The organism is Flavonifractor plautii ATCC 29863 (assembly GCF_000239295.1).
GTDB classification, from domain to species: Bacteria; Bacillota; Clostridia; order Oscillospirales; family Oscillospiraceae; genus Flavonifractor; species Flavonifractor plautii.
The window spans coordinates 1-21,435 of record NZ_JH417731.1; the positions used below are offsets into that span (position 1 = coordinate 1).

A 21,435-nucleotide genomic window follows, 5' to 3' on the forward strand; every position below is an offset into this window, starting at 1 on the left:
CCGTCCCGTGGACGACGCCTTCGCCGCCAGCCCCGCCAGCAGCCCTACGTATTCCCCGTCCGGCAATTCCGACAGTTGCTTTAATGCCGCGGCAAAGGCACGCTCCCTCATTTCCTGCTCGGTACTGAGCCGTAAATTGCGCGCCGCTAAGATTGCAGCATGGGAGAGGCGTTCTTCCCGAAGGGCGGACTCCCTCTCGCTGCGCTCCAACAGGGCGGTGCTCTGAATATACGCCTGTTCTTGATAAGCGGAGAGACATTCCTTCGCTCTGGCCCTGGCTTGGGCCAAAATCCGATCTGCCTCAGTCTGTGCATCAGCGATAATCTGCGCTGTAATCGCTTGGATTCCGTTCATTTGCTCCCACCTTTCTCCCTCGTGCTGCTCCTTACAGGGCGTTCATCAGCAGCAATACAGAGGCCAGCAGGGACAGGATGGCGTAAAACTCCACGATACCGCATAGAATAATTCCCTTCGCCCAGTCGTCCGGCTTTTTGGCAACCACATTGATGGCGGCTGCGGCCACACGGCCCTGATAGAGCGCGGAGAGCCAGCCGCCGAGGGCCATGGGGACACAGGAAACAAAGATGGTCAGTCCGTCCGTCACGGAGAGGTCGGTAATGCCGCCGGAAAAAGCGCCCATGGTAAACAGCGCAAAGAACCATATAACCAAACCATACAGGCCCTGAGTACCGGGCAGAACTTGAAGAATCAGGCATTTGGAAAAGTGCTCAGGGGTTTCGCTTAAAACGCCGGTAGCCGCCTCGCCGACCATTCCAGTACCTCTGGCAGAGCCTACACAGCAAAGTCCTACCGCAAGAGCGGCACCCAGAAACGCCAGGCCAATACCGCCAAACTGCGCAATAAAGTCAGCCATATCAATCTTCCTCCTTGATATCTACATATTTTGTGTTGATGAGCAGCGGCCGGAAGGGCTTGCCGCCTTCTTTGTAGAACCGTCCAAAGAACTCCAGACATTGGAGCCGCAGATCGTGGACATAGCAGCCCAGCAGATTCAACATGAAGTTCAGCGCGTTTCCTACCAGGGAGATGATAACGAAGCCTGCCACCGAGCCGGTTACCTCACCCAGGGTATTAAACACCTGCGCGATGACGCTGCCAGCCAGCATTAGCGCCATAAGGCGCGCGTAAGACAGGATATCACTGAAAAAGCCGGTGGCTCCATTGTATACCGTCCCAATCAAAGCAGTGAGCTTCCCGAAGCCCTTTGCATTCCGGGTTCCCCCGTAGAGCAGCATGAGAAGCCCAATCAAAAGGACAATGGGATATCCGCCCAAATTTCCGATGCCCACCACCGCCAGGGCCACCCCTGCCAAAATAATCCACCAAGTTCCTTCGTCCCACAGCGCATCAGTCCAGGTGCCCGCTTGTACCTTCCGCACAACACTGATGGCCATACCGGTTAGTACCTGCAGCAGCCCCAAGGCCAGAGAACCAATCAGGATAGCCAGCGTATCCGTAAGGGGAGTAAAGAGCGCGGGCAGAGCGGTAAAGGTTGTGTCCGGGCGGGTCAGCTTCGCCAGACGGGGGAGAAAGTCACCCAGGAAGCTTCCGGTAAGCGCTCCCATCACAAACGTACTGATCCCGCACAGGATCAAAAGCCCGGCCATATGCTCCATCGTTCCGCTCGGCCGCAGCTTCCTGCGCATAAAAATGCCACCGGCGAGCATGAGAAGCCCGTAAGCCATATCGGCCATCATCATTCCAAAAAAGAAGATGAAAAAGGGAGCCATAAGCGGGTTGGGATCCACCCCGTCATAGGCGGGATAGACATACATGTCGGTGACCATATTGAGAGGGCGGGTGAGCCGGTTGTTTTTGAGCTTGACAGGCACCTGAGGGTATTCGTCCGGCTCCGGATCAGTGGCCTCCCAGGCGGCGGAGTACTGCGAGAGCAGATGCTCTACGTCGGAAAGCTGTTCCGCCGGAACCCAACCCTCCAGAAAAAACGTGGATGTAGAGGAGAGCAGTTTCTCTTTCGCCTCCATACGTTGGATATCCTGGGTCATGCGGTCTATGCAGATCTGAAGCGCTGTCTGGTGGCCGGCCTCCTGTGCCAGCCGAGCCCGGCATGCCTCTAGTTCCTGTGAAAGTATCCTCTGCCGATCCTCAATCTGATCGATGTTTGACCGGGCGGTCCCCTTCCAACCTCGAAAGCTTGTGGCGGTAAAGCCAAAGCTTTTTAAGGCATCCCGCGCGGCATCCCCTGATTTTCGGTGACAGAGTACCAGTACATATTGCAGCTCTCCGGCCCGGCCCGCCCATTGTACCTGGCAGAGCTCGGTCGTCTCGGCCAGGGCGGCCTCCACCGCCTGATGACTTGCCAGGCCGGAGAGCGTCCCGAACAGCACTAATACATGTTTCGTAGAAACGGTATCCAGGGGAACGTCCAGCCCCAGCCAGGGCGTCAGGGCCTCTCTCTGCCCGATAAGCTTGTTCTGTTCAGCACAGATGCTGTCGCGCTTTTTTTCAAGCGCGGCAACGCGTTCGACCGTTTCCTCCGCCTCCAGAACTATCTGTCGGTCAAACAGTTCCCGCTCCGTAATTCGGGGCCGGGAGGGGAAGCGACCTTTTTTATTTGTAGGGGAACAGCGCTTCAGCCGCTCCAGCGTGGTGCGAAACTCGTCCATCCTGAGCTGTGCATTTGCCAGCGCCCCGTCGCTCTTTGCGGTAAAACCCTGCCAGCCTGGATCTGAACTTGGCTGTGTTGGCGCACGAAGTTCGACGCAGCCAAGATGCTGGAGTTTCCGAAGGAGTTCCTCACAGTCGGATGCCATGCCGAAGATACGCAGCCGTTTCATTTTGACAATAGACATGAGTCTCCCACAACCCTTCTGACAATAAGTGCGGCCGCGTCTGCAAGCCGTTCTTCCGCCTGCCTCCGCAGGTCGTCACAGGCGCGCCGCGCCTCCGTCATAATCGCGTCTGCACGAAGCTGCGCAGCTTGTTCCGCTTGTGTATCCTGTTCCCGCCTCTGCGCCTCCGCCTCACGGAGCGCCTGCTCCAGTGCGGCCTGCCCCTGCCGCTCCGCATCAGAGAGCAGTTTCTTTGCCTGCTCCACAGCCAGCGCTTGGTATTCTTTCGCCTTGTGTTCAGCCTCCTCGATTTGCTGAACCGCATTTTTCGTCATCATTTCCTCACCGCCTTCCTGCATCTGCATTCCGCACACCCGGCAGTTCTCGAGATATCAGTTGCAGCCTGCCGGGCAGCTCCGAATGGGGCTGCCTGACAGGCTGCAAACTTTGGCACGTATCCTACCCGGGCAGCATAGTTCCGGTATCCAGATATCTCGTGTGCCAGGAGAGCGCCTGCTGGAGATTATGGGGAGTATGGCCCCCATATTTTGCGGCGTCCTTTAAGTATTCGCGCAGAAGCGGACGATATTGAGGGTGCGCACAGCGTTCCACGATCAGTTCCGCCCTTTGCCGCGGCGATTTCCAGCGCAGATCCGCCAGTTCCTGCTCCGTGACAATTACCTGCACATCGTGTTCCGTGTGGTCGATGTGGGAACACATGGGGACGATACAACTGATCGCCCCCTCTTTCGCCACCGAGGCTGTGGCAAAGATGGTCAGTCCCGCATTGCGTGCAAAGTCTCCGCTGCCGCCAATGCCGTTCATCATCTTATTTCCCATGATGTGAGTGGAGTTGACGTTGCCGTACAGATCACATTCAATGGGGGTATTCATGGAGATCAGCCCCAGGCGCCGGACCAGCTCCGGATTGTTGGCAATCTCCTGGGGGCGGATTACCAGCCGCTCCCGGAAGAAATCAATGTTTTCATAAAACAGTTCCAGCTTTTTCTGGGAGAGAGAAACCGCCGTAGTGGAGGCCCCTGCCATCTTTCCCTCCCAGATCAGCTCCAGCGCAGAGTCCTGTACGACTTCGGTATACATGCGCAGGCCGGTAAAGCCGCTGCTTCCCAGACCGGCCAGTACAGCATTGGCCACGCTGCCCACGCCCGACTGGATGGGGGACAACGAGGCCGGCTGCCGGCCGGCTGCCACCTCCTCCTTCAGGAAAGAGATGATGTGCGCCCCGATAGCCGCACTGACCTCGTCCGGCTCTTTAAACACAGGACAGCCGCCCGGATCATTGGTCACAACGATGGCGGCAATCTTGCGGAAGTCACACGGAATTGCAGCGGTTCCGATGCGCTGTGTGGCATCCGTAAGCGGGATCGGCTCGTGTCCTACTCGGTAGATGTCATGCATGCCGTACAGCTCCAAGGGAAGAGCCTCATTGACCTCCAGAATAATCTGATCCGCCTGGTACAAGAAGCAGTCGGAAGCGCCCACTGCCGCAGACGGGATCACGCCATCCTCCGTGACAGCGGCACACTCCACCAAGGCAAAGTCAATATGCAGACCGCCTCGGTTAATAAACTCCGGCATATGGCTTAAATGCATATCGGAGTAGCCCACTTCGCCCGCATTGATGGCGTTGCGCATGGACTTGTTGCTCTGATAGGGATACCGCATGGACAGCAGACCCGCTCTGGTCAGCTCACCATCTAGGGCATCCCCTACTGAGGCTCCGGTCAGAATGGTCAAGTGGTCGGCCTTTTTCTGACGGGCCAGCTCGTGGGGCACCGCCTTGGGCTCGCCTACCAGGGTGAAGCCGGAGCAGCCAATCACACTTCCAGACTGGATCAGTGCCGCGGCCTCTTCCACGCTCTTGATCTTATCGCGCAGGGATGCAGCAATACGTTCCATATTTCACGCCTCCATACATTACGCCTTTCGGCTGGCCAGCGCGTCCAGGCGGCGATTGCGGAAATAGAGGCAGATGTCGATGGAAACCATGACGATGTTGAGGATGTAGAAATAGAATACATAGGTCAGGTTCTGGGTGACAATCTTGCCAATGATGGCGCTGACGTAGCCTGTCCAGATGAACACCTCAAAGAACAGGCTTTTCCCCTTGGCGGTGCGGGACTTTGCGGACTTATAGACAGACAGCGGCCAGGACAGGCCGAAGCAAATGACCATGATGAGCTCAAAAATCTCTCCCATTTGAATCACCAACGCCGGAAGCCGCCCAAAGGCGCTCCTGGCATCCTTTCTGATAGATTTGAGAGGGGGTTCTCTTCCTCAGGGGCGGCGCCGGACGGTCACTCGATGGACAGCAGCACGGCGCCGGACTTGACCTTGTCGCCGACGGAGACCAGTACGTCCTTGACAACTCCATCCTTTGGGCAGGGGATGGGCTGCTCCATTTTCATGGCCTCCATAGTGCCCAGGTTATCGCGGGCCTTTACGGTGTCGCCGGGCTTGACGTTGATGGCGACAATGGTGCCGGGGATGCGTGCTTTGATTTCCATAATAAGTTCCTCCCTTAATCAAATATCACTGTGCATCGTTTTTACACCATGCCTATGGTGGTGACGAAGATACCGGCGGCAATGGCGGAGGTGATGACGCCGGAGATATTGGCACCCATGGCCACCGGCAGGATAACGGCGAAGGGATTTTCATCCTGGGCGGCGTGCTGGGCCAGCTTGGCGGTGGTGGGCACGCAGGAAACGCCCGCGATGCCGATGGTGGGGTTAAAGTCCTCGCGCTTGGCTTTGTGCACCAAATACATGAGCCAGCCGCCCAGCAGGCCGCCCACCGCGGAGATAGCCAGGGCAAGAATCCCGATGACCAGAATAATGATCACAGTGGGATTGAGAATGGTGGAGGCCTCGCACAGCACCCCCAGGATCAGGCCCAGGAAGAAGGTGCCGAAATAGGAGAGGCCCTCCTCGAGCAGCTCCGTGTACTTGTTGATTTTGGCCTCCTTTACGGCCATGCCGATGAAGAAGGACAGCAGCAGGGGAGCGGCTACGGGCAGCAGCAGGCAGAGGACGGTACAGGTAATGATGATAAACAGGAATTTGGACTTTTGAGAGACCTCGGGAACCTCAACATACATGTCAATGCCGCGGTACTTTTTGGGCACCATCAGCTTGATGATGTAGGGATATCCGCCGTAAGTCAGGCTTAAGTACAGATATGCAATGATGGAGATGGGCACAAACAGCTCAGGAGCCATCATCAAAGAGGAAAAGAGTACCATGGGGCCATCCGCACCGCCGATCGTAGCCATAGCGGCAGACTGCTCCGGCGTCAGCCCAAAGGCCAGTACGCCCGCCGCCAGCGCGGCAAAGGTTCCCATTTCAGCGAAAATGGCGATAATCATGGAGCTCCAGGGCTTTGCCAGCAAAAAGCTGATCTCACTCCGTGCTCCGATGCCCATGAAGACCAGACAGGCAATCAGACCGTTGGAAAAGGTCAGATTATAGATTGGCTGGAGAAAATTGACCTGCATGGCATCCACAATGGCCGAAGCATCGGAGACAAGCGGGTCCAGCAGCAGATTGCCGACGGTTCCGGAAGTAAGGAACATCATGCCGCAGTTCACCGCCATCATGCCGATTCCCATCGGAACCATGATCAGCGGCTCCAGCGTCCGCTTGAACCCCAGGCAGGCCAAAACAAAGCCGAATACAATGAGGACAATACGGGCCACCGCGATTACGGGTTCCACCGCAAAGAAGGTTCCGATGCCGGGAAACAGCTGCATAAAGAACTCCATGTTACGGCTCCCCCTCTCCGTCGTCCGTCTGGCCCGGGCGGCTGGTCAGCTTGCTGATACCCACGATGATGGCCACCACCAGCAGGGAAATCACCGCCGTCAGACCGTAGGTCATGGCTGTGTATGGAATAATACCCATATCTCGTTTCAACTCCTTACAGCGGCATATTCCCCCGGGGATGGGGCTGCCGCTCCTTATTGATCAGCAGCTCCAGCGCCTCCAGCAGCCGCGCCCTGGTCTCCGAGGGGCGGATGACCAGATCCACGAAGCCGCGGGAGGCCGCCATATATGGCGTGGCAAACTGCTCGGAATAGAGCTGAATTTTTTCCCGGCGGGCCGCTTTCGGATCCTCCGCCGCCTGGATCTCTTTACGGAAGACCACGTTGGCCGCGCCGGCCGCGCCCATGACCGCAATCTCCGCGGTGGGCCAGGCGTATACAAAATCCGCGCCCAAATCCTTGGAGCACATGGCCAGATAGGAGCCGCCATAGGCCTTGCGCAGCACCACGGTCAGCTTGGGCACCTCCGCCACCGAGTAGACATAGAGCAGCTTGGCTCCGTGGCGGATGATGCCGGCGTGCTCTTGGTCGGCGCCGGGCAGGAAGCCCGGTACATCCACCAGGTTGATCAGCGGAATTCCGAAGGCATCGCAGAGCTGGATGAAGCGGGCGGCCTTGTCCGAAGCGTTGATGTCCAGGCTTCCGCCCATAGAGAAGGGCTGACTGGCAATTACGCCCACGCTGTGCCCGCCCAGGCGGCCGAAGCAGGTGATAATGTTGTCGGCATAATAGGGCTGCAACTCCATTACGCTGTCTTCATCTAAAAGGATGCGGACAACATCGTGCATGTCATAGGGCAGGGAGGAGTCGTCGGGAATCACCGTGTCCAGCAGAGGCTGTAATTCCTCATGCTCGGTAAAATCCATTAGGGGGGGCCGAGCCCCTGCCTTGGAGGGGAGATAGCTGAGCAGGCATCGGACCGCTCCCAGGGCCTCCTCTTCGCTGCGCGCGGAAAGGTGTGCCACTCCAGACATAGTGGTATGGGTATCCGCTCCGCCCAGATCCTCCGCAGAGATCTCCTCGCCCGTGGTGGCCGCTACCACCGCGGGACCGGTGATAAACATCTGACTCTCCTTTTCCACCATGACAATCAGGTCCGTCAGGGCGGGGGAGTAGACCGCGCCGCCCACGCAGGGACCCATGATGACGGAGATCTGCGGGATACGTCCGGAAGAGCAGGCGTTGCGGTAGAAAATCTGCCCATAGCCGGACAGGGCGTCCACCGCCTCCTGAATGCGGGCGCCGCCGGAGTCGCACAGGCCCACCACGGGGCAGCCCGCCTCCAGAGCCATGTCCATGATTTTGCAGATCTTGGCCGCGTGCATCTCGCCCAGAGACCCGCCCTGGGCGGTAAAGTCCTGAGCGTATACAAAAACCGTGCGCCCGTCGATCTTGCCGTAACCGGTAACCACGCCGTCGGCCGGGATGTCCTTATCCCCCATACCGAAGGAGGTACAGCGGTGGCGCACAAAGCGGTCCACCTCTGTAAAAGTGCCGGTATCCATCAGCAATTCAATCCGTTCACGGGCCGTCCGCTTCCCCAGCGCGTGCTGCTTCTCCACCGCTTTAGGGCCGCCGCACCGCAGCACACGGGCCGAATGCGCGTCAAGCTGAGCCAGCTTTTCCGCCGTAGTCATTGTCCTCACTTCCTTTCACACAATTCCAGCAGGACACCGTGGGTAGCCTTGGGGTGGAGGAAGGCGATCCGGGCCCCGCCGGCGCCGTACCGCGGCGTCTGGTCAATGAGCCGGACGCCCTTTTCCTTCAGCTCCGCCAGGGCGGCGTCAATGTCGTCCACCCGGATGGCGATGTGCTGAATGCCCTCGCCGTTCTTCTCAATGAAGCGGGCGATGGGGCCCTCCGGGGAGGTACTCTCCAGCAGCTCCAGCTCACTGTCGCCGCAGGGCAGGAACGCAACAGTCACCTGCTGCTCCTGGACAACTTCCGTGCCCTTGCTGTGCAGGCCCAGCGTCTCCTCATACCACTTCACCGAAGCCGCCAGATCCTTGACCGCGATACCGACATGATCAACTCTTGTGCAATTCATAACCGGGACCTCCTCCACTGATTTGTGTTACAAATTTTTCCGCCCAACGATAGGGACTCTCTGTCCTGGACTGGAACCGCTCCAGGCTCTGAGCGAACATGGGGCTGTCCAGCAGGGGACGCAGCAGGCGCTGCTCGATGCCCTCCCGCACCAGGGTCAGAAGCTCGCTGCGCAGGCGCAAGGCGCGGCGGCGGGCCAGCTCTCCGTTCCCGTCCAGGAGGAGGTACTGGCGCTCCAGCTCCTCGCAGAGCTCCGTCACACCCGTGCCCTGAGAGGCCGAGACCAGGAGCACTGGCAGCGGGCGCTTCTCCTCCTCTCCCAGCTCCAGCATGGCCCGCAGCTCATTGGCCGTTCGATCCGCGCCGGGCCGATCCGCCTTGTTGACCGCGAACAGGTCGCCGATCTCCAGAATACCGGCCTTGATGGCCTGCACATCGTCCCCCAATCCGGGGACATTCAGCACCAGCACCAGGTCGGCGATCTCCATGACCGCCACCTCGGACTGCCCTACGCCTACGGTTTCCAGCAAAATCAGGTCATAGCCGCAGGCGTCCAGTGCGTGGACCGCTCCCGCCGTGGCGGGCGACAGGCCGCCCAGCTGTCCCCGTGTGCCCATGGAGCGGATGAACACCCCGGTATCCAGGGTCAAATCCCCCATCCGCACCCGGTCGCCCAGGATGGCGCCGCCGGTAAAGGGACTCGTGGGATCCACCGCGATGATGCCAACGCGCAGGCCCTTGGCCCGCCAGCACTTGGTCAAGGCGTTGGTCAGCGTGCTCTTGCCCGCCCCTGGGGGACCGGTGATGCCAAAGATGCGGGCCCGCCCGGTGTGGGGCCAGAGTTGGGTGAGGACGGAGCGCGCCATTTCCCCACCCTGTTCGATGTGGCTGATCAGGCGGGCCACCGCGCGTTTATCACCCGTCCGGCCCCGCTCCAGCAGTGCTGCGAAGTCATCCGTCATCCCTGGCACCACAGTGATCCTGCAGGAACTTCACCGTCTCCGCAGTGGGTGTGCCAGGCGTAAAGACCTCGGACACACCGGCCTTTTTCAGCTCTGGAATATCATCTTCCGGGATGACGCCGCCGCCGAACACCAAAATACCGTCAGCCTCCTGCTCTTTCAGCAGCTCGATCACCCGTGGGAACAGATAGTTGTGGGCCCCGGAGAGCAGGGAGAGTCCTACCGCGTCCACATCCTCGGACACAGCCGCCTCCACAATCTGCTCCGGGGTCTGGCGCAGGCCGGTGTAAATCACCTCAAAGCCGGCGTCACGCAGCGCCCGGGCCACTACCTTGGCTCCGCGGTCATGGCCGTCCAGGCCGGGCTTGGCAATCAGAACCCGGATCTTCTTTTCACTCATCTCAAAGCACCTCCATCGGACGGTATTCGCCGAACACCTTGCGCAGCTCGCCGCAGATTTCTCCTTCGGTGCAGTACACCCTGGCGCAGTCCAGAATATAGGGCATCAGGTTGTCGCTGCCCTCCGCCGCCGTGCGCAGGGCGTCCAGCCGCTGGCGCACCAGTACGTTGTCCCGGGCCGCCTTCATCTCCTGCAGCTTCTTGATCTGGTTGGCCGCCACCGAGGCGTCAATGTGCAGCAGCCCCTTGGCCGGCGGCTCCTCGATGGTGAACTTGTTGACGCCCACCACGATCTGCTCGCCGCTCTCCACCTGGCGCTGATACTGGTAAGAGCTCTCCGCGATCTCTCGCTGGATGTAGCCCTGCTCAATGGCCTTGACCGCTCCGCCCATGGCGTCGATCTTTTCGATGTACGCCTCGGCTGCGGCCTGGAGCTCGTCGGTCATGCGCTCCACATAGTAGCTGCCGCCCAGGGGATCAATGCTGTCAGCCACACCGCTTTCATAGGCAACAATTTGCTGGGTGCGCAGGGCGATCCGCACGGAGTCCTCCGTCGGGAGGGCCAGCGCCTCATCGCGGCTGTTGGTGTGCAGGGACTGGGTGCCCCCCAGCACAGCCGCCAATGTCTGGATGGCCACGCGCACAATGTTGTTGTCCGGCTGCTGTGCCGTAAGCGTGGAGCCGCCGGTCTGTGTGTGGAAGCGCAGCATCATGGAGCGGTCCTTTTTGGCATGGAAGCGCTCCTTCATGATTTTGGCCCACAGCCGGCGGGCCGCCCGGTATTTCGCGACCTCTTCCAGCAGATTGTTGTGTGCATTGAAGAAGAAGGAGAGCCGGCCGGCAAATTCGTCGATGTCCATCCCGGCCTCCAGCGCGGCCTCCACATAGGCGATGCCGTCGGCCAGGGTAAAGGCGATCTCCTGCGCCGCTGTGGAGCCGGCCTCCCGGATGTGGTAGCCGGAGATGGAAATGGTGTTCCACTTCGGCACGTTCTGGGAGCAGAATTCAAAGGTGTTCGTGATCAGACGCATGGAGGGCGCCGGTGGGAAAATGTATGTACCTCTGGCTGCGTACTCCTTGAGGATATCATTCTGGATAGTACCCTTGAGGGCGGAGGCCGGCACTCCCTGCTTCTCGGCGGCTGCAATATAGAAGGCCAGCAGAACTGCCGCGGGGGCGTTGATGGTCATGGAGGAGCTTACCTTGTCCAGGGGAATCCCCTGGAACAGCACCTCCATATCCGCCAGGGAGTCGATGGCCACTCCTACCTTACCCACCTCGCCATGGGCCATGGGGTCGTCCGAGTCATAGCCGATCTGCGTCGGGAGATCAAAGGCGATGGACAGGCCCGTCTGCCCCTGCTCCAACAGATAGCGGTACCGCTTGTTGGACTCCTCCGCTGTGGCAAAGCCGGCATACTGCCGCATCGTCCAGAAGCGCCCGCGGTACATGGTGGGCTGGATTCCGCGGGTAAAAGGATACTGCCCGGGGTAGCCAAGCCGCTCCTCATAGCCGCCTGCCGCATCCTCCGGCGTGTAAAGCCGTTCTACCGGGATGCCGCTGGTGGTTTCAAAGACGGTTCGTCTCTCCGGGCCCTTCGTCAGTGCTTTTGCGACGGTTTCTGCTTCCCACTGTTCTTTTCCACTCATTGCATACAACTCCTTCTGCTCTTCATTTTGCCCCTGTATTCCCACAAGCAAATTCCTTCAAACCCGGCTGTCCGTTTGTATACGGAGCAGATATGCCCTTTTACATAAATAAAAAGGTGGGGCATAAAGCTGACTTTATGCCCCACCTGGTGCTAAAATAAAGAAGCTTTCCAAGCTCCCAGATAATTCCGCAATCTTGGGCGGAAAAGAAAGATGTATTTCCCTGCTGTAATGCCTGACAACCCGGCTGTTTCTTTTGTTTTACCGGAGCTTCAAGATTGTGACCAGGCAGCCTTAACTATGAATAGTTAAGGTGGCTTTGCGTTCATTCTTCCCCCTATTTTGACCGGTGCAAAATCTCAACCTTTATAACCAAAATTTTTGCTTCATTACTTTTTTTGTTTGTAGAATATGCAGCATAGCTTTAACGGTCACGATTTCTCGCATTTAACTGCGTACCCAGCGCAAAAAGGTCTTGTGACAAATTCCCAACTGCCTAGCGGCCTCCCGCGCGGATAGAGTTCCTGACTGCCAGGACTGCTTTATTTGTTCAAATTTTTCCGGCCGCGTCTTGGGGGGTACGCCAAACCGTACCCCCCTCTCCTTCGCTGCCGCTATCCCCTCGGCCTGTCGTTGCTTAATAAATTCACGTTCCGTCTGAGCTACATAAGAGAGCAGTTGAAGCACAATGTCTGCAATCAGTGTACCGGTTAGATCTCGTGTGCTGCGGGTATCCAGCAGCGGCATGTCCAGTACGACAATAAAGACCTGCTTTTCCTTGGTCAGGAGACGCCACTGGTACAGAATTTCGTTGTAGTTTCGTCCCAGACGGTCAATGCTCTTTACCACAAATACATCGCCAGCCTGAAGCCGGAGCAGCAGCCTTTGATAGTTGGGGCGGTCGAAGTCCTTTCCGGACTGTCTGTCGCAGTAGATATCCCTGTCCCTGATGCCAAAGGCCCGCAGCGCAATAAGCTGGCGTTCTTCATTTTGATGTTTGGAGGATACGCGCGCGTAACCATATATTTTTCCTGATTGCATAGAGGACCTCCATCTTAAGTGATACTTTTTATTATAGGAGGCGCAGGCTTTGCAAAACAGTGGAAATACTTTCAACTAAATTTCGAACGGCCCTACCCAGTCTGAACAAATAATCGTCATTCTTCAGACTGGGGTGTTTTGCTATGCACAAGCATAACAAAATTGGCCATGCGCCTCTTACAGCGGCACGGCCATGGGATGACAGCGCGTGGACCGGCGCCGTTTTTTGCGCCGGTCCACGGACTGTTTATGACATGCAAACCATTGTTATTCTGGAGTTATGGGCTTCATCTAAACCAGATACAGAGGCTTTGGTCGGATGAAATAGAGGTGAAAAAGACGATTCTGTTTGCGGAACCCTGGCATCTGCTGAGTGTACTTAGATGAGGAGGGGGGGATTACCGGCAGGCAGGGCGGCAGATCCCCGCGGTACGGTTGCGGACTATCTCAGCAAGGGTTGGAGTGAGATAGAATCAGGGACCGAAAAATAAGAAACTAGGCAGTCAAAGCTGCCCCGGAGTTTCTTTCTTCAAATTACTCCACATGAAGTGGCATACTTCCCAATCGTCGTTACAGCCGAGGAGCAGCTTGCCTGGCGACTCTGTTGGACTGCGAAATCATAGAACATGTTCCGAAGCAAAAAAGACAGCGGTGCCCCTCTTGAATATCGTGTAACATCTCGCTCAGCAGCACAAGGGGTTCCGTGCCATGCAGAGCAGGAGGAGTGTGAAGCGCACATCCCACAGATGGAAACGGAACTGGAGGATCAGGAGGAAAACATTCAGGGAGTGGATCAGCTCTTGCAGGTCTTGGATCGTTACCTGAATATTCAAGAGTTGACGCCGGAAATTCTCCATGAGTTCGTGGAGCGCATCCTGGTGCATGAGCGTTCCGAAGGGCGGAAGAAAAAAGGATTGGGTCGATTTCTATTTTAACTGCATCGGCAACCTGGAGTAAAAATGCAGAGGGAGCACCTCAAGATACTCCCTCTGCTGAAAGATAAGAAAACATCTTTTCTTAAAGCCTGGGTTTTGCGGCGGGCGGATTATGCTATCGGCGGTAGGTGCGGGTGATGTGGGCCAGGCGGCCGGACACACTGGGGTTGAGGGCCTCCTGCCGTACCCGCCAGCTCCAGTTCCGGGGGCCGGCTGTGCCCGGGGTGTTGACCCGGGCGTCGCCACCCAGGCCCAGCAGATCCTGCATGGGGGCGATGGCCAGACGACAGGGGGACATCCACGCCCCGCACACCGCGCCCCAGCCGAAGCCCTCGTCCTCCCGCAGGCGCAGGTAGTCGAAGGCATAGTCCCGCTCGGCGGGGGCGGCCTGCTCAAAGAGCCACTGGACAAAGGTGGGGGTGTCGTGGGTGCCGGTGTAGATCACCGCGTCCCGGGGGCAGTTGTGGGGGAGGTAGGCGCTCTCGCCCGCAGGATCAAAGGCGTAGACCAGCACCTTCATGCCGGGCAGGCCGCTGTCTGCGATGAAGCGGAGGGCGTCGGCGTCCAGATCCCCCAGATCCTCGGCGATCAGGGCCAGGCCGGGGACGGAGCGCAGGGCCTTCACCAGCTCCATGCCGGGGCCGGGCTCCCAGTGGCCGCCCCGGGCGTCGGCCGCCCCGTCGGGGATGCACCAGTAGGTGTGGAAGGCCCGGAAGTGGTCGATGCGTACCACGTCGTACAGCCGGGCCAGGTGGGTGGCCCGGTGCCGCCACCAAGCGAAGCCGGTCTGCCGGTGATAGTCCCAGTCGTACAGGGGATTGCCCCAGTGCTGCCCCTTGTCGGAGAAGGCGTCGGGTGGAACTCCCGCCACACCGGAAGGAGTCATGTCCTCCTTGAGCTGAAATAGCTCTGGGCGGCTCCACACCTCCGCGCTGTCAGGGGAGACGTAGATGGGCAGATCGCCGATGATGGAGATCCCCTTGCCATTGGCGTAGGCTTTTACGGCGGTCCACTGGCGGAAGAACAGGAGCTGGAGGAAGGCGTGGAAGGCGCACTCGTCCGCCAGCTCGGCCCGATAACGGGCCAGGGCCGACGGATGGCGCAGGCGGATCTCGTCGGGCCAGTCCTTCAGCTCCTTGCCGCCAAAGCGCTCACGCAGGGCGAGGAACAGGGCGTAGTCAGGCAGCCAGTCTGCCTCCTCCACCATAAATTCCGCCAGTGGCTGGGCGTAGCACACCCTGCCGCGTTCCCATGCCCGCCGCAGCAGGGGGATGCGGGTCTGGTGCAGCCAGGCATAGTCCACCCGGTCGGGGTCGGCCCGCCGGGCGGCGTCCAGTTCCTTCTGAGTGAGCAGGCCCTCCCGGGTCAGCTCCTCCAGATCCAGGAAAAAGGGGTTGCCCGCGAAAGAGGATGGAGACATGTAGGGGGAATCACCGCCGCCGGGAGGAACCAGGGGGAGAATCTGCCAGAACTTCTGCCCGGCCTGGGCCAGAAAGTCGATGAAGCTCCGGGCGGGAACGCCAAGGGTGCCGATGCCATAGGGCCCCGGCAGGGAAAAGACGGGAAGCAGGATACCGCTTGCGCGCGCTTGCATACCAAAACCTCCAATGTGGAACGGACTGTAGTATGCTCCATTATAATCCACCAGCGCGGCCGCCGCAACCCCTGCCTGGCGGAGCTGTCAGGCTGTCGAAAACCCTCCTGCCAAAGGCTTCGGAGGGAAGGATAGTGTGAAAGGGAACCGCCAGGGTTCACTTTCGGGTTGAATCAAACGACTTTTTGGTTCAGGCTGCGCCCTCGATCGTGTCTCGGATGGCGTCAAACACCGCGTCCTGGTCCTCGCACATAACCAGCAGGATGGTGCCGTCCTCCAGAGTCTCCAGATGGGCGTTGCTGGCGATTTCATACTGATCCGCCAGATACTGCTCAAAGCTCTGCTTCTGCCGGTCGATGAAGGCGTTGAGACCCTCCAGTACGGCGTCCGACTTCCCAGCGGCGGGGTAGATGGCGGCGATGCCGTAGGCCTTGATATTCATGGGGGAGACCGACAGGGCGAAGGCGCTCATGTCGGCGGCTGTGACCCCCAGCAACTCAAAGATCACGTCGGTCATGTCGTCCCCGGTATCGGTGAGGATACCAATGGCTTCGTTCATCTCGGCGTCCCGGGCGCTCTCAATGGCGGTCTGGTAGAGCTGGGTGCGCTCCTCGGCGGTGAGGGCGCTCGGCTGGCTGGACGTACCGCACCCGGCCAGCAGGGCCAGGAGCAGCAACAGGGGGAGTGTGCGCTGCAATTTCATAGTTCGTTCTCCTTTGTGTTCAGGGCCTGGGTCCCGGCGGGCTGGGCATACAAACGCAGGCCGTTTTCCGCGCCGTCCACCAGTGCCGTGTCCCCGGCCTGGAGCGCGCCGCTGAGAAGCTGCTCGGCGGCCACGTCTTCCACCTGGGCGCGGATGGTGCGGCGGAGGGGCCGGGCACCGTAGTCGGGGTCAAAGCCCTGGTCGGCCAGAGTCTCCAGAGCCCGGTCAGTGAAGCGGAGGGTCACCCCCAGAGCCTTCATACGCTCTCCCACACGTTCCAGCATGCGCCGGGCGATGGCCTGAATCTCCGTCCGGCCGAGCTGGGTAAAGACGATAGTCTCGTCCAGGCGGTTAAGAAATTCCGGGCGAAACACTTTTTTCAGGTCGTCCAGCACCGCGGCCTTCAGCTCCTCGATGGGGCGGGTCTCGCCGTCCCGCCGCTCGGTAGCGGAGAAACCCAGCTTGCTGCCCTTGGCGGTGATACGCGCGGCCCCCACGTTGGAGGTGAGCACCACGATGGCGTTTTTGAAATCCGCCTTGCGGCCCTGGGCGTCGGTCACCATCCCGTCCTCCATGATCTGGAGCAGGATGCCCCAGATGTCCGGGTGGGCCTTTTCGATCTCGTCAAAGAGCACCACGCAATAGGGCCGCCGCCGCACCTTTTCGGTGAGCTGGCCCCCCTCCTCGTGGCCCACATAGCCCGGCGGTGAGCCGATGAGGCGGGAGACGGCGTGCTTTTCCATATACTCGGACATGTCGAAGCGGAGCAGGGCCTCCTCGCTGCCAAATAAGGTGGCGGCCAGGGCCTTGCACAGCTCAGTCTTGCCTACGCCGGTGGGGCCCAAAAAGAGGAAGCAGCCCGTGGGCCGCCCCGGCTCCTTGAGTCCCACCCGGCCCCGGCGGACGGCTCGGGCAACGGCCCGTACCGCCTCCTCCTGGCCCACCACCCGGCGGTGGAGGGCCTCCTCCAGGCCGAGCAGCCGGGCGCTTTCCGCCTCGGTGAGGGTGGTGACGGGGACTCCTGTCCATCCCGACACCACGGCGGCCACGTCCTCGGCGGTCACCGCGCCGGTGTTCTGGCCGGAGCGCCAGGCGGTCTTCTGCTGCTCCAGCTCCTTGCGGAAGTCCTCCTCCGCGTCCCGCAGCATGGCGGCTTTCTCAAAGTCCTGGCCCCGGATGGCCTCCTCCTTCTCGCGGCGGGTGTGCTCCACCTTCTCCTCCAGCTCCCGCAGGTCCGGCGGGGTGGCCAGCCGCTCCATCCGTACCCGGGAGCAGGCCTCGTCGATGAGGTCGATGGCCTTGTCCGGCAGGTGGCGGTCCCCGATGTACCGGGTGGAGAGGGCCACGGCGGCGTCAATGGACTCGTCGGTGATCTGGAGGCGGTGGTGGGCCTCATAGCGGTCCCGCAGGCCCCGGAGGATGGCCCGGGCGGTGTCCTGATCGGGTTCGGGTACCAGAACGGGCTGAAAGCGCCGCTCCAGGGCGGCGTCCTTCTCGATATACTTGCGGTACTCGTCGGTGGTGGTGGCGCCGATGACCTGCAGCTCGCCCCGGCCCAGGGCGGGCTTGATGATGTTGGCCGCGTCGATGGCCCCCTCGGCGGAGCCGGCGCCCACAATGGTGTGCAGTTCGTCGATGAAGAGGATGATGCCACCTACCCGGCGCACCTCCGCCAGGATGTTCTTGACACGCTCCTCAAACTCGCCCCGGTACTTGGTGCCCGCCACCATGGAGGACAGGTCCAGGGAAAGCAGACGCTTGGAGCGCAGCTCGTCTGGTACATCCCCGGCCACCATCCGGCGGGCCAGCCCCTCGGCCACGGCGGTCTTGCCCACGCCGGGCTCGCCGATGAGGGCGGGATTGTTCTTCTGGCGGCGGGAGAGGATCTGGATGACCCGGTTGATCTCCCTGTCCCGGCCCACCACCGGGTCCAGCATGCCCCCGGCGGCCAGACGGGTGAGATCGCGGGAGAACTGGTCCAGCAGCTTGGTGTCGCCGCCGTACTCCCGCTCCCGGGTCTTGCCGCCGCCCCGGAAGGGGGAGGGGGAGGCCTCGCCCCCCATGGCGGCCACCACGTCGGCGTGGAGCCGCCGGGGCTCCACGCCGGTGCCGGAGAGCACCCGCACCGCCACCCCGTCCCCCTCCCGGAGGATACCCAGCAGCAGGTGCTCGGTACCCACGTAGTGGTGGCCCAGCCGGGCGGCCTCGGTGAGGGAGAGTTCGATGATCTTTTTGCACCGGGGGGTGAGCCCCTGGGACGGCGCGCCGCCGGGGGCGCCCACCCCCACCATGCGGGCGATGGCGGCCTTCAGGCTCTCTGGCTCCAGCCCGGCGGACTGGAGCACCTTGGCGGCCACCCCTTTGCCCTCACGGGCCAGGCCCAGCAGCAGGTGCTCGCTGCCCACATAGCCGTGGCCCAGCTCGGCCGAACACTCCTGGGCCAGCCGCAGGGCGGCCTGGGCCCGCTCGGTAAATCTGGTTTCGCTCATGTGTTCACCTCGTTTGCTCCGTCTCCAAAAGAGGAGCCTCCACTGCCTTTTGACGGGCTTCATCCGCTGTGCCACGCCCCTTTTCTTTTGTTCTGTGCTGGTGCAGGCCGCTGCGCGGCGCGCCATCCAGCTCCGGGGTTAGGCTCCCGGCCGCCTCCATGTGAAATTGAGAGGATTTGTCCATGGAAAAATACGCCTCCTTCGGGTGGCTGGATTCTATTTTTTCCCACTGTGAAAAAATATACCCACAGTCGGCGCATTTTAGCATTGCATTTTTAAAAAGTTATGGTACAATGACTTTAGCTTGAGTGTTTGGAGGTGTATCCAATGGCCTATGTCATCAGCGACGCTTGCGTGAGCTGCGGTGCCTGTGAGGGCAACTGCCCCGTGGGCGCGATCTCCCAGGGCGACGAGCACTACGTCATCGATGCCGGTTCCTGCATCGACTGCGGTTCTTGCGCCGATACCTGCCCCACGGGTGCCATCTCCCAGGGCTGATTTTGGTACGTAAGTGAAAAACAGCGGCATGCCGTGCGGTATGCCGCTGTTTTTAAATTGCGGGAAAGGAAACGACCGTGAGAGAGAAAGAGAGACGGCTGGAGGGCAGGGATCTGCTTCTGGTGGGCTTCACCCTGTTCTCCATGTTTTTTGGGGCGGGTAATCTGATTTTTCCGCCCAATATTGCGGCCCAGGCGGGCACCCAAACCTGGCCCGCCATGCTGGGGCTGGCCCTCAGCGCGGTGGGGCTGCCGGTACTGGGGGTGGTGGCGGTGGCCCGCTCCGGCGGGCTGGATGCCCTGGGCAGCCGTGTGCATCCCGCCTTTGCCCGGGTGTTCACCATCGTGGCCTATCTGGCCATAGGTCCCTGCCTGGCCATCCCCCGGACGGCCACCACCTCTTTTGAAATGGCCGTCCCTCCCTTCGTGGGAGCGGACGCCCCCATCGGGGTGTATCAACTGGTCTACTCCCTGGTGTTCTTCGCCGCCGCCCTGTTCATCGCCCTGCGGCCGGAGAAGCTCACCGACCGGCTGGGCAAGATTCTCTGCCCCATCCTGGTGGCGCTGATCGTCGTCACCTTTGTGGGCTGTCTGGTCAACCCGCTGGAGGGCTACGGTCCGGCCACCGGGGACTACGCGACCCATGCGGTGGTCAAGGGCTTCATCGAGGGCTATCAGACCATGGACACCATCGCCGCCCTGGCCTTCGGCATTGTCATTGCGGTGAACATCCGCGCCCGGGGTGTGGAGGAGGAGGGCGCCGTGGTGCAGGGTACCGTCCGGGCGGGGGTGGTCGCCGGAGGGATGCTGCTGGCGGTCTACTGCATGCTGGCCCACATCGGCGCCCTGTCTGGCGGCGCACTCCCCAACCCGGCCGACGGGGCGGAGGCCCTCACCAATGTGGTGGGCCTGCTGTTCGGCACCGTGGGCAGCGTCCTGCTGGCGGGTATCTTCCTCATTGCCTGCTTCAATGTGTGCGTGGGCCTTATCAGCTCCTGCGGCGAGTACTTCCACAGCATCTGTCCCCGGCTGAGCTACCGGGGGTGGGCGGTGATCTTCGCTTTGGTGAGCATGGCCATCTCCAATGCTGGCTTGGCCCAAATCCTGGAAGTGTCCGCGCCGGTGCTCAGCGCCATCTACCCGGTGGCTATCGTGCTCATCGCCCTGTCATTCTTCCAGCGGTGGCTGGAGGGCCGCCGCTGGGTGTATCCTGCGGCGGTACTGTGCACTGGAGTGTTCAGCGTACTCTTTGCCCTGAAGGGTCTGAAGGTGCCTCTGGACTTTCTGGACGCCCTGCCCCTGGCGGACGTAGGCCTGGGCTGGGTGCTCCCTGCCGGGGTGGGCGTCGTTCTGGGCCTGCTGCTCTCCGGCCGAAAGAGATAACAAGCAAGCGCCGTCCCGGCCGGGACGGCGCTTGTTTTATGCCTGCGGCGGGCGCCTCCGCTCCCAAGCCGCCCCGGCCCAGGCCAGAGCCAGGTAGAACAGCAGAAGCAAAAGCGGCCAATAGTAGTAGAGAAACGTGGAGTAGGGAAAAGCCGCAGCGGCCAGGCGATCCAGGCCAAAGGAGAGCACCCAGCCTGCCAGCACCACAAAGGGCCGGCGACGGTAACCGCCGAAGGGGAGAGGGAACAGGGCCAGAAGCAGAGCGGTTTTGGAGAGCTGATAAGGCCAGGGAAAGTAAAATCCAAAATCCAGCTCCAAAAGACTGGATGCCAGCAGACTGTGATTGAGCAAGCCGCATACAACTCTGGCGGCGAAAAACAGGGCCGCCGCCAGCCCAAGCCGCATGAGACTGCTCCGGTCGAACCGCCCCCAGGCGGCCCTGACGGCCAAGCCGAGCAGCAGCAGAAAAGGAAGAAAGGCCAGCCAGTCCAGCAGCAGATAAAAGGGCGGGTAGAACCGGTAGGCTGCGGGGGAAAAGATATCCCAGGGAGAAAGAACGGTACCAGTCTCGAAAAAGAGGAGCGCGAACAGCCACGCTGTGCCCCCCAGGAGAATTCCAAGGTGCTCCCGCGCCCGCAGGCAGAGCACCCCCGCCAGTAACAGCCACACTGCGAAATAGAGCAGGGTGGTAGCGAACAGGAGAAGGGCGGCCAGCCCGCCGCACACCAGCAGCACAACGGCCGCGATCATGCGTCCCTTGGAGCAAGGGGGGCGGACGGCCGCCTCCGTCCCCTCGGCGGTGGGCGGGGCCTGCCCCTTCACCAGCTCGTCCAGGGAGAGGCCGAAGAGCTCCCCCAGCCGGACGAGTTTATCCAGGTCGGGGGTGCTGGCGCCGTTCTCCCACTTGGAAACCGACTGGCGGGATACGCCCAGCGCGTCGGCCAGTGCCTCCTGGGACATCCTGCGCTCCCTGCGAAGCTGGTAGAGCCGTTCACCCAATTCCATGGCGGAACCTCCTTTTATTTGCTGCTTCCAGTATAACAGAAACGGGGAAAGGAGGCCAGCAACCGGCCTTGAAAC

General features: G+C 60.7%; 22 protein-coding genes. 3 read left to right on the forward strand and 19 right to left on the reverse strand.

What is annotated here, in order from left to right:
• The 15 genes from HMPREF0372_RS07420 to HMPREF0372_RS07485 form a co-directional block, all read right to left on the reverse strand.
• Positions 1–354, reverse strand: a 354-nt coding sequence (locus HMPREF0372_RS07420) for a V-type ATP synthase subunit E (RefSeq protein ID WP_007490322.1), incomplete at its 3' end; no start/stop codon positions are given.
• Positions 355–385: 31 nt separating this feature from the next.
• Positions 386–874: a V-type ATP synthase subunit K gene (locus tag HMPREF0372_RS07425; RefSeq protein WP_007490324.1), complete on the reverse strand. Its 489-nt coding sequence runs from the start codon at positions 872–874 to the stop codon at positions 386–388.
• 1 nt (position 875) lies between these two features.
• On the reverse strand, positions 876–2,834 hold the full coding sequence (locus tag HMPREF0372_RS07430) for a V-type ATP synthase subunit I (protein ID WP_039996889.1): 1,959 nt from the start codon (positions 2,832–2,834) through the stop codon (positions 876–878).
• Positions 2,816–3,178 carry a hypothetical protein gene (locus tag HMPREF0372_RS07435; RefSeq protein ID WP_007490328.1) on the reverse strand — a complete coding sequence of 121 codons (363 nt, stop codon included), beginning with the start codon at positions 3,176–3,178 and terminating at the stop codon, positions 2,816–2,818. Before HMPREF0372_RS07435 ends, HMPREF0372_RS07430 begins: the two co-directional genes overlap by 19 nt.
• Before the next feature lie 94 nt (positions 3,179–3,272).
• Positions 3,273–4,733, reverse strand: coding sequence for a succinate CoA transferase (locus HMPREF0372_RS07440; protein WP_007490330.1), 1,461 nt, complete (start codon positions 4,731–4,733; stop codon positions 3,273–3,275).
• An 18-nt stretch (positions 4,734–4,751) separates the two neighbouring features.
• Positions 4,752–5,033, reverse strand: coding sequence for a hypothetical protein (locus HMPREF0372_RS07445; RefSeq protein ID WP_007490331.1), 282 nt, complete (start codon positions 5,031–5,033; stop codon positions 4,752–4,754).
• Between the two features lie 98 nt (positions 5,034–5,131).
• Positions 5,132–5,341 (reverse strand): acyl-CoA carboxylase biotin carboxyl carrier protein subunit, encoded by a 210-nt coding sequence (locus tag HMPREF0372_RS07450; protein WP_007490334.1) that lies wholly within the window; start codon positions 5,339–5,341, stop codon positions 5,132–5,134.
• Positions 5,342–5,382: 41 nt separating this feature from the next.
• Positions 5,383–6,597 carry a Na+-transporting malonate decarboxylase, carboxybiotin decarboxylase subunit gene (gene madB / locus HMPREF0372_RS07455; RefSeq protein WP_007490336.1) on the reverse strand — a complete coding sequence of 405 codons (1,215 nt, stop codon included), beginning with the start codon at positions 6,595–6,597 and terminating at the stop codon, positions 5,383–5,385.
• Between the two features lies 1 nt (position 6,598).
• Entirely contained in the window at positions 6,599–6,736 is a 138-nt protein-coding gene (locus tag HMPREF0372_RS20055) for a hypothetical protein (protein WP_007490339.1), read from the reverse strand.
• A gap of 16 nt (positions 6,737–6,752) precedes the next feature.
• Positions 6,753–8,294: an acyl-CoA carboxylase subunit beta gene (locus HMPREF0372_RS07460; protein ID WP_007490341.1), complete on the reverse strand. Its 1,542-nt coding sequence runs from the start codon at positions 8,292–8,294 to the stop codon at positions 6,753–6,755.
• A 5-nt stretch (positions 8,295–8,299) separates the two neighbouring features.
• Entirely contained in the window at positions 8,300–8,704 is a 405-nt protein-coding gene (mce, locus tag HMPREF0372_RS07465; protein ID WP_007490343.1) for a methylmalonyl-CoA epimerase, read from the reverse strand.
• On the reverse strand, positions 8,685–9,665 hold the full coding sequence (meaB, locus tag HMPREF0372_RS07470) for a methylmalonyl Co-A mutase-associated GTPase MeaB (protein ID WP_007490346.1): 981 nt from the start codon (positions 9,663–9,665) through the stop codon (positions 8,685–8,687). The genes mce and meaB overlap by 20 nt, the downstream gene beginning before the upstream one ends.
• Positions 9,655–10,065 carry a cobalamin B12-binding domain-containing protein gene (locus tag HMPREF0372_RS07475; RefSeq protein ID WP_007490348.1) on the reverse strand — a complete coding sequence of 137 codons (411 nt, stop codon included), beginning with the start codon at positions 10,063–10,065 and terminating at the stop codon, positions 9,655–9,657. The genes meaB and HMPREF0372_RS07475 overlap by 11 nt, the downstream gene beginning before the upstream one ends.
• Position 10,066: 1 nt before the next feature.
• Entirely contained in the window at positions 10,067–11,713 is a 1,647-nt protein-coding gene (locus HMPREF0372_RS07480) for an acyl-CoA mutase large subunit family protein (RefSeq protein WP_039996892.1), read from the reverse strand.
• 447 nt (positions 11,714–12,160) lie between these two features.
• A complete protein-coding gene (locus HMPREF0372_RS07485; protein WP_007490352.1) occupies positions 12,161–12,754 on the reverse strand; it encodes a recombinase family protein in 594 nt (197 codons plus the stop codon).
• Positions 12,755–13,380: 626 nt separating this feature from the next.
• On the opposite strand from HMPREF0372_RS07485, the gene HMPREF0372_RS19100 reads away from it, so the two are divergent.
• The gene (locus tag HMPREF0372_RS19100) at positions 13,381–13,689 is read left to right on the forward strand and encodes a DUF4368 domain-containing protein (RefSeq protein ID WP_080568012.1); all 309 of its coding nucleotides are present in this window, start codon (positions 13,381–13,383) and stop codon (positions 13,687–13,689) included.
• 115 nt (positions 13,690–13,804) lie between these two features.
• Here the strand turns inward: HMPREF0372_RS19100 and malQ are convergent, their stop codons facing one another.
• The 3 genes from malQ to HMPREF0372_RS07505 all read right to left on the reverse strand — a co-directional run bounded on the left by malQ (position 13,805) and on the right by HMPREF0372_RS07505 (position 18,475).
• Positions 13,805–15,283, reverse strand: a complete 1,479-nt coding sequence (gene malQ, locus HMPREF0372_RS07495; RefSeq protein WP_007490358.1) for a 4-alpha-glucanotransferase — start codon at positions 15,281–15,283, stop codon at positions 13,805–13,807.
• Between the two features lie 190 nt (positions 15,284–15,473).
• Positions 15,474–15,986 carry a DUF4358 domain-containing protein gene (locus HMPREF0372_RS07500; RefSeq protein WP_007490360.1) on the reverse strand — a complete coding sequence of 171 codons (513 nt, stop codon included), beginning with the start codon at positions 15,984–15,986 and terminating at the stop codon, positions 15,474–15,476.
• On the reverse strand, positions 15,983–18,475 hold the full coding sequence (locus tag HMPREF0372_RS07505; protein WP_007490362.1) for an ATP-dependent Clp protease ATP-binding subunit: 2,493 nt from the start codon (positions 18,473–18,475) through the stop codon (positions 15,983–15,985). The genes HMPREF0372_RS07500 and HMPREF0372_RS07505 overlap by 4 nt, the downstream gene beginning before the upstream one ends.
• A gap of 327 nt (positions 18,476–18,802) precedes the next feature.
• Between HMPREF0372_RS07505 and HMPREF0372_RS07515 the strand changes: the two genes are divergently transcribed.
• Both HMPREF0372_RS07515 and brnQ read left to right on the forward strand, forming a co-directional pair.
• Positions 18,803–18,973, forward strand: coding sequence for a DUF362 domain-containing protein (locus tag HMPREF0372_RS07515; protein ID WP_007490365.1), 171 nt, complete (start codon positions 18,803–18,805; stop codon positions 18,971–18,973).
• Positions 18,974–19,050: 77 nt separating this feature from the next.
• On the forward strand, positions 19,051–20,355 hold the full coding sequence (gene brnQ / locus HMPREF0372_RS07520) for a branched-chain amino acid transport system II carrier protein (protein WP_007490367.1): 1,305 nt from the start codon (positions 19,051–19,053) through the stop codon (positions 20,353–20,355).
• Positions 20,356–20,391: 36 nt separating this feature from the next.
• Here brnQ and HMPREF0372_RS18700 read toward each other — a convergent pair whose 3' ends face one another.
• Positions 20,392–21,360, reverse strand: a complete 969-nt coding sequence (locus tag HMPREF0372_RS18700) for a helix-turn-helix domain-containing protein (RefSeq protein ID WP_007490370.1) — start codon at positions 21,358–21,360, stop codon at positions 20,392–20,394.
• Between the last annotated feature and the right edge of the window lie 75 nt (positions 21,361–21,435).

Bases quoted from the DNA above. Each gene is read 5' to 3' on its own strand.
- HMPREF0372_RS07430 (WP_039996889.1), bottom strand. From the start codon at position 2,834: ATGTCTATTGTCAAAATGAAACGGCTGCGTATCTTCGGCATGGCATCC.
- HMPREF0372_RS07500 (WP_007490360.1), bottom strand. From the start codon at position 15,986: ATGAAATTGCAGCGCACACTCCCCCTGTTGCTGCTCCTGGCCCTGCTG.
- HMPREF0372_RS20055 (WP_007490339.1), bottom strand. From the start codon at position 6,736: ATGGGTATTATTCCATACACAGCCATGACCTACGGTCTGACGGCGGTG.
- HMPREF0372_RS07440 (WP_007490330.1), bottom strand. From the start codon at position 4,733: ATGGAACGTATTGCTGCATCCCTGCGCGATAAGATCAAGAGCGTGGAA.
- HMPREF0372_RS07460 (WP_007490341.1), bottom strand. From the start codon at position 8,294: ATGACTACGGCGGAAAAGCTGGCTCAGCTTGACGCGCATTCGGCCCGT.
- HMPREF0372_RS07485 (WP_007490352.1), bottom strand. From the start codon at position 12,754: ATGCAATCAGGAAAAATATATGGTTACGCGCGCGTATCCTCCAAACAT.
- HMPREF0372_RS07515 (WP_007490365.1), top strand. From the start codon at position 18,803: ATGGCCTATGTCATCAGCGACGCTTGCGTGAGCTGCGGTGCCTGTGAG.
- meaB (WP_007490346.1), bottom strand. From the start codon at position 9,665: ATGACGGATGACTTCGCAGCACTGCTGGAGCGGGGCCGGACGGGTGAT.
- HMPREF0372_RS07445 (WP_007490331.1), bottom strand. From the start codon at position 5,033: ATGGGAGAGATTTTTGAGCTCATCATGGTCATTTGCTTCGGCCTGTCC.
- HMPREF0372_RS07505 (WP_007490362.1), bottom strand. From the start codon at position 18,475: ATGAGCGAAACCAGATTTACCGAGCGGGCCCAGGCCGCCCTGCGGCTG.
- HMPREF0372_RS07480 (WP_039996892.1), bottom strand. From the start codon at position 11,713: ATGAGTGGAAAAGAACAGTGGGAAGCAGAAACCGTCGCAAAAGCACTG.
- HMPREF0372_RS19100 (WP_080568012.1), top strand. From the start codon at position 13,381: ATGTTCCGAAGCAAAAAAGACAGCGGTGCCCCTCTTGAATATCGTGTA.
- malQ (WP_007490358.1), bottom strand. From the start codon at position 15,283: ATGCAAGCGCGCGCAAGCGGTATCCTGCTTCCCGTCTTTTCCCTGCCG.
- HMPREF0372_RS07475 (WP_007490348.1), bottom strand. From the start codon at position 10,065: ATGAGTGAAAAGAAGATCCGGGTTCTGATTGCCAAGCCCGGCCTGGAC.
- mce (WP_007490343.1), bottom strand. From the start codon at position 8,704: ATGAATTGCACAAGAGTTGATCATGTCGGTATCGCGGTCAAGGATCTG.
- HMPREF0372_RS18700 (WP_007490370.1), bottom strand. From the start codon at position 21,360: ATGGAATTGGGTGAACGGCTCTACCAGCTTCGCAGGGAGCGCAGGATG.
- HMPREF0372_RS07435 (WP_007490328.1), bottom strand. From the start codon at position 3,178: ATGCAGATGCAGGAAGGCGGTGAGGAAATGATGACGAAAAATGCGGTT.
- madB (WP_007490336.1), bottom strand. From the start codon at position 6,597: ATGGAGTTCTTTATGCAGCTGTTTCCCGGCATCGGAACCTTCTTTGCG.
- HMPREF0372_RS07450 (WP_007490334.1), bottom strand. From the start codon at position 5,341: ATGGAAATCAAAGCACGCATCCCCGGCACCATTGTCGCCATCAACGTC.
- HMPREF0372_RS07425 (WP_007490324.1), bottom strand. From the start codon at position 874: ATGGCTGACTTTATTGCGCAGTTTGGCGGTATTGGCCTGGCGTTTCTG.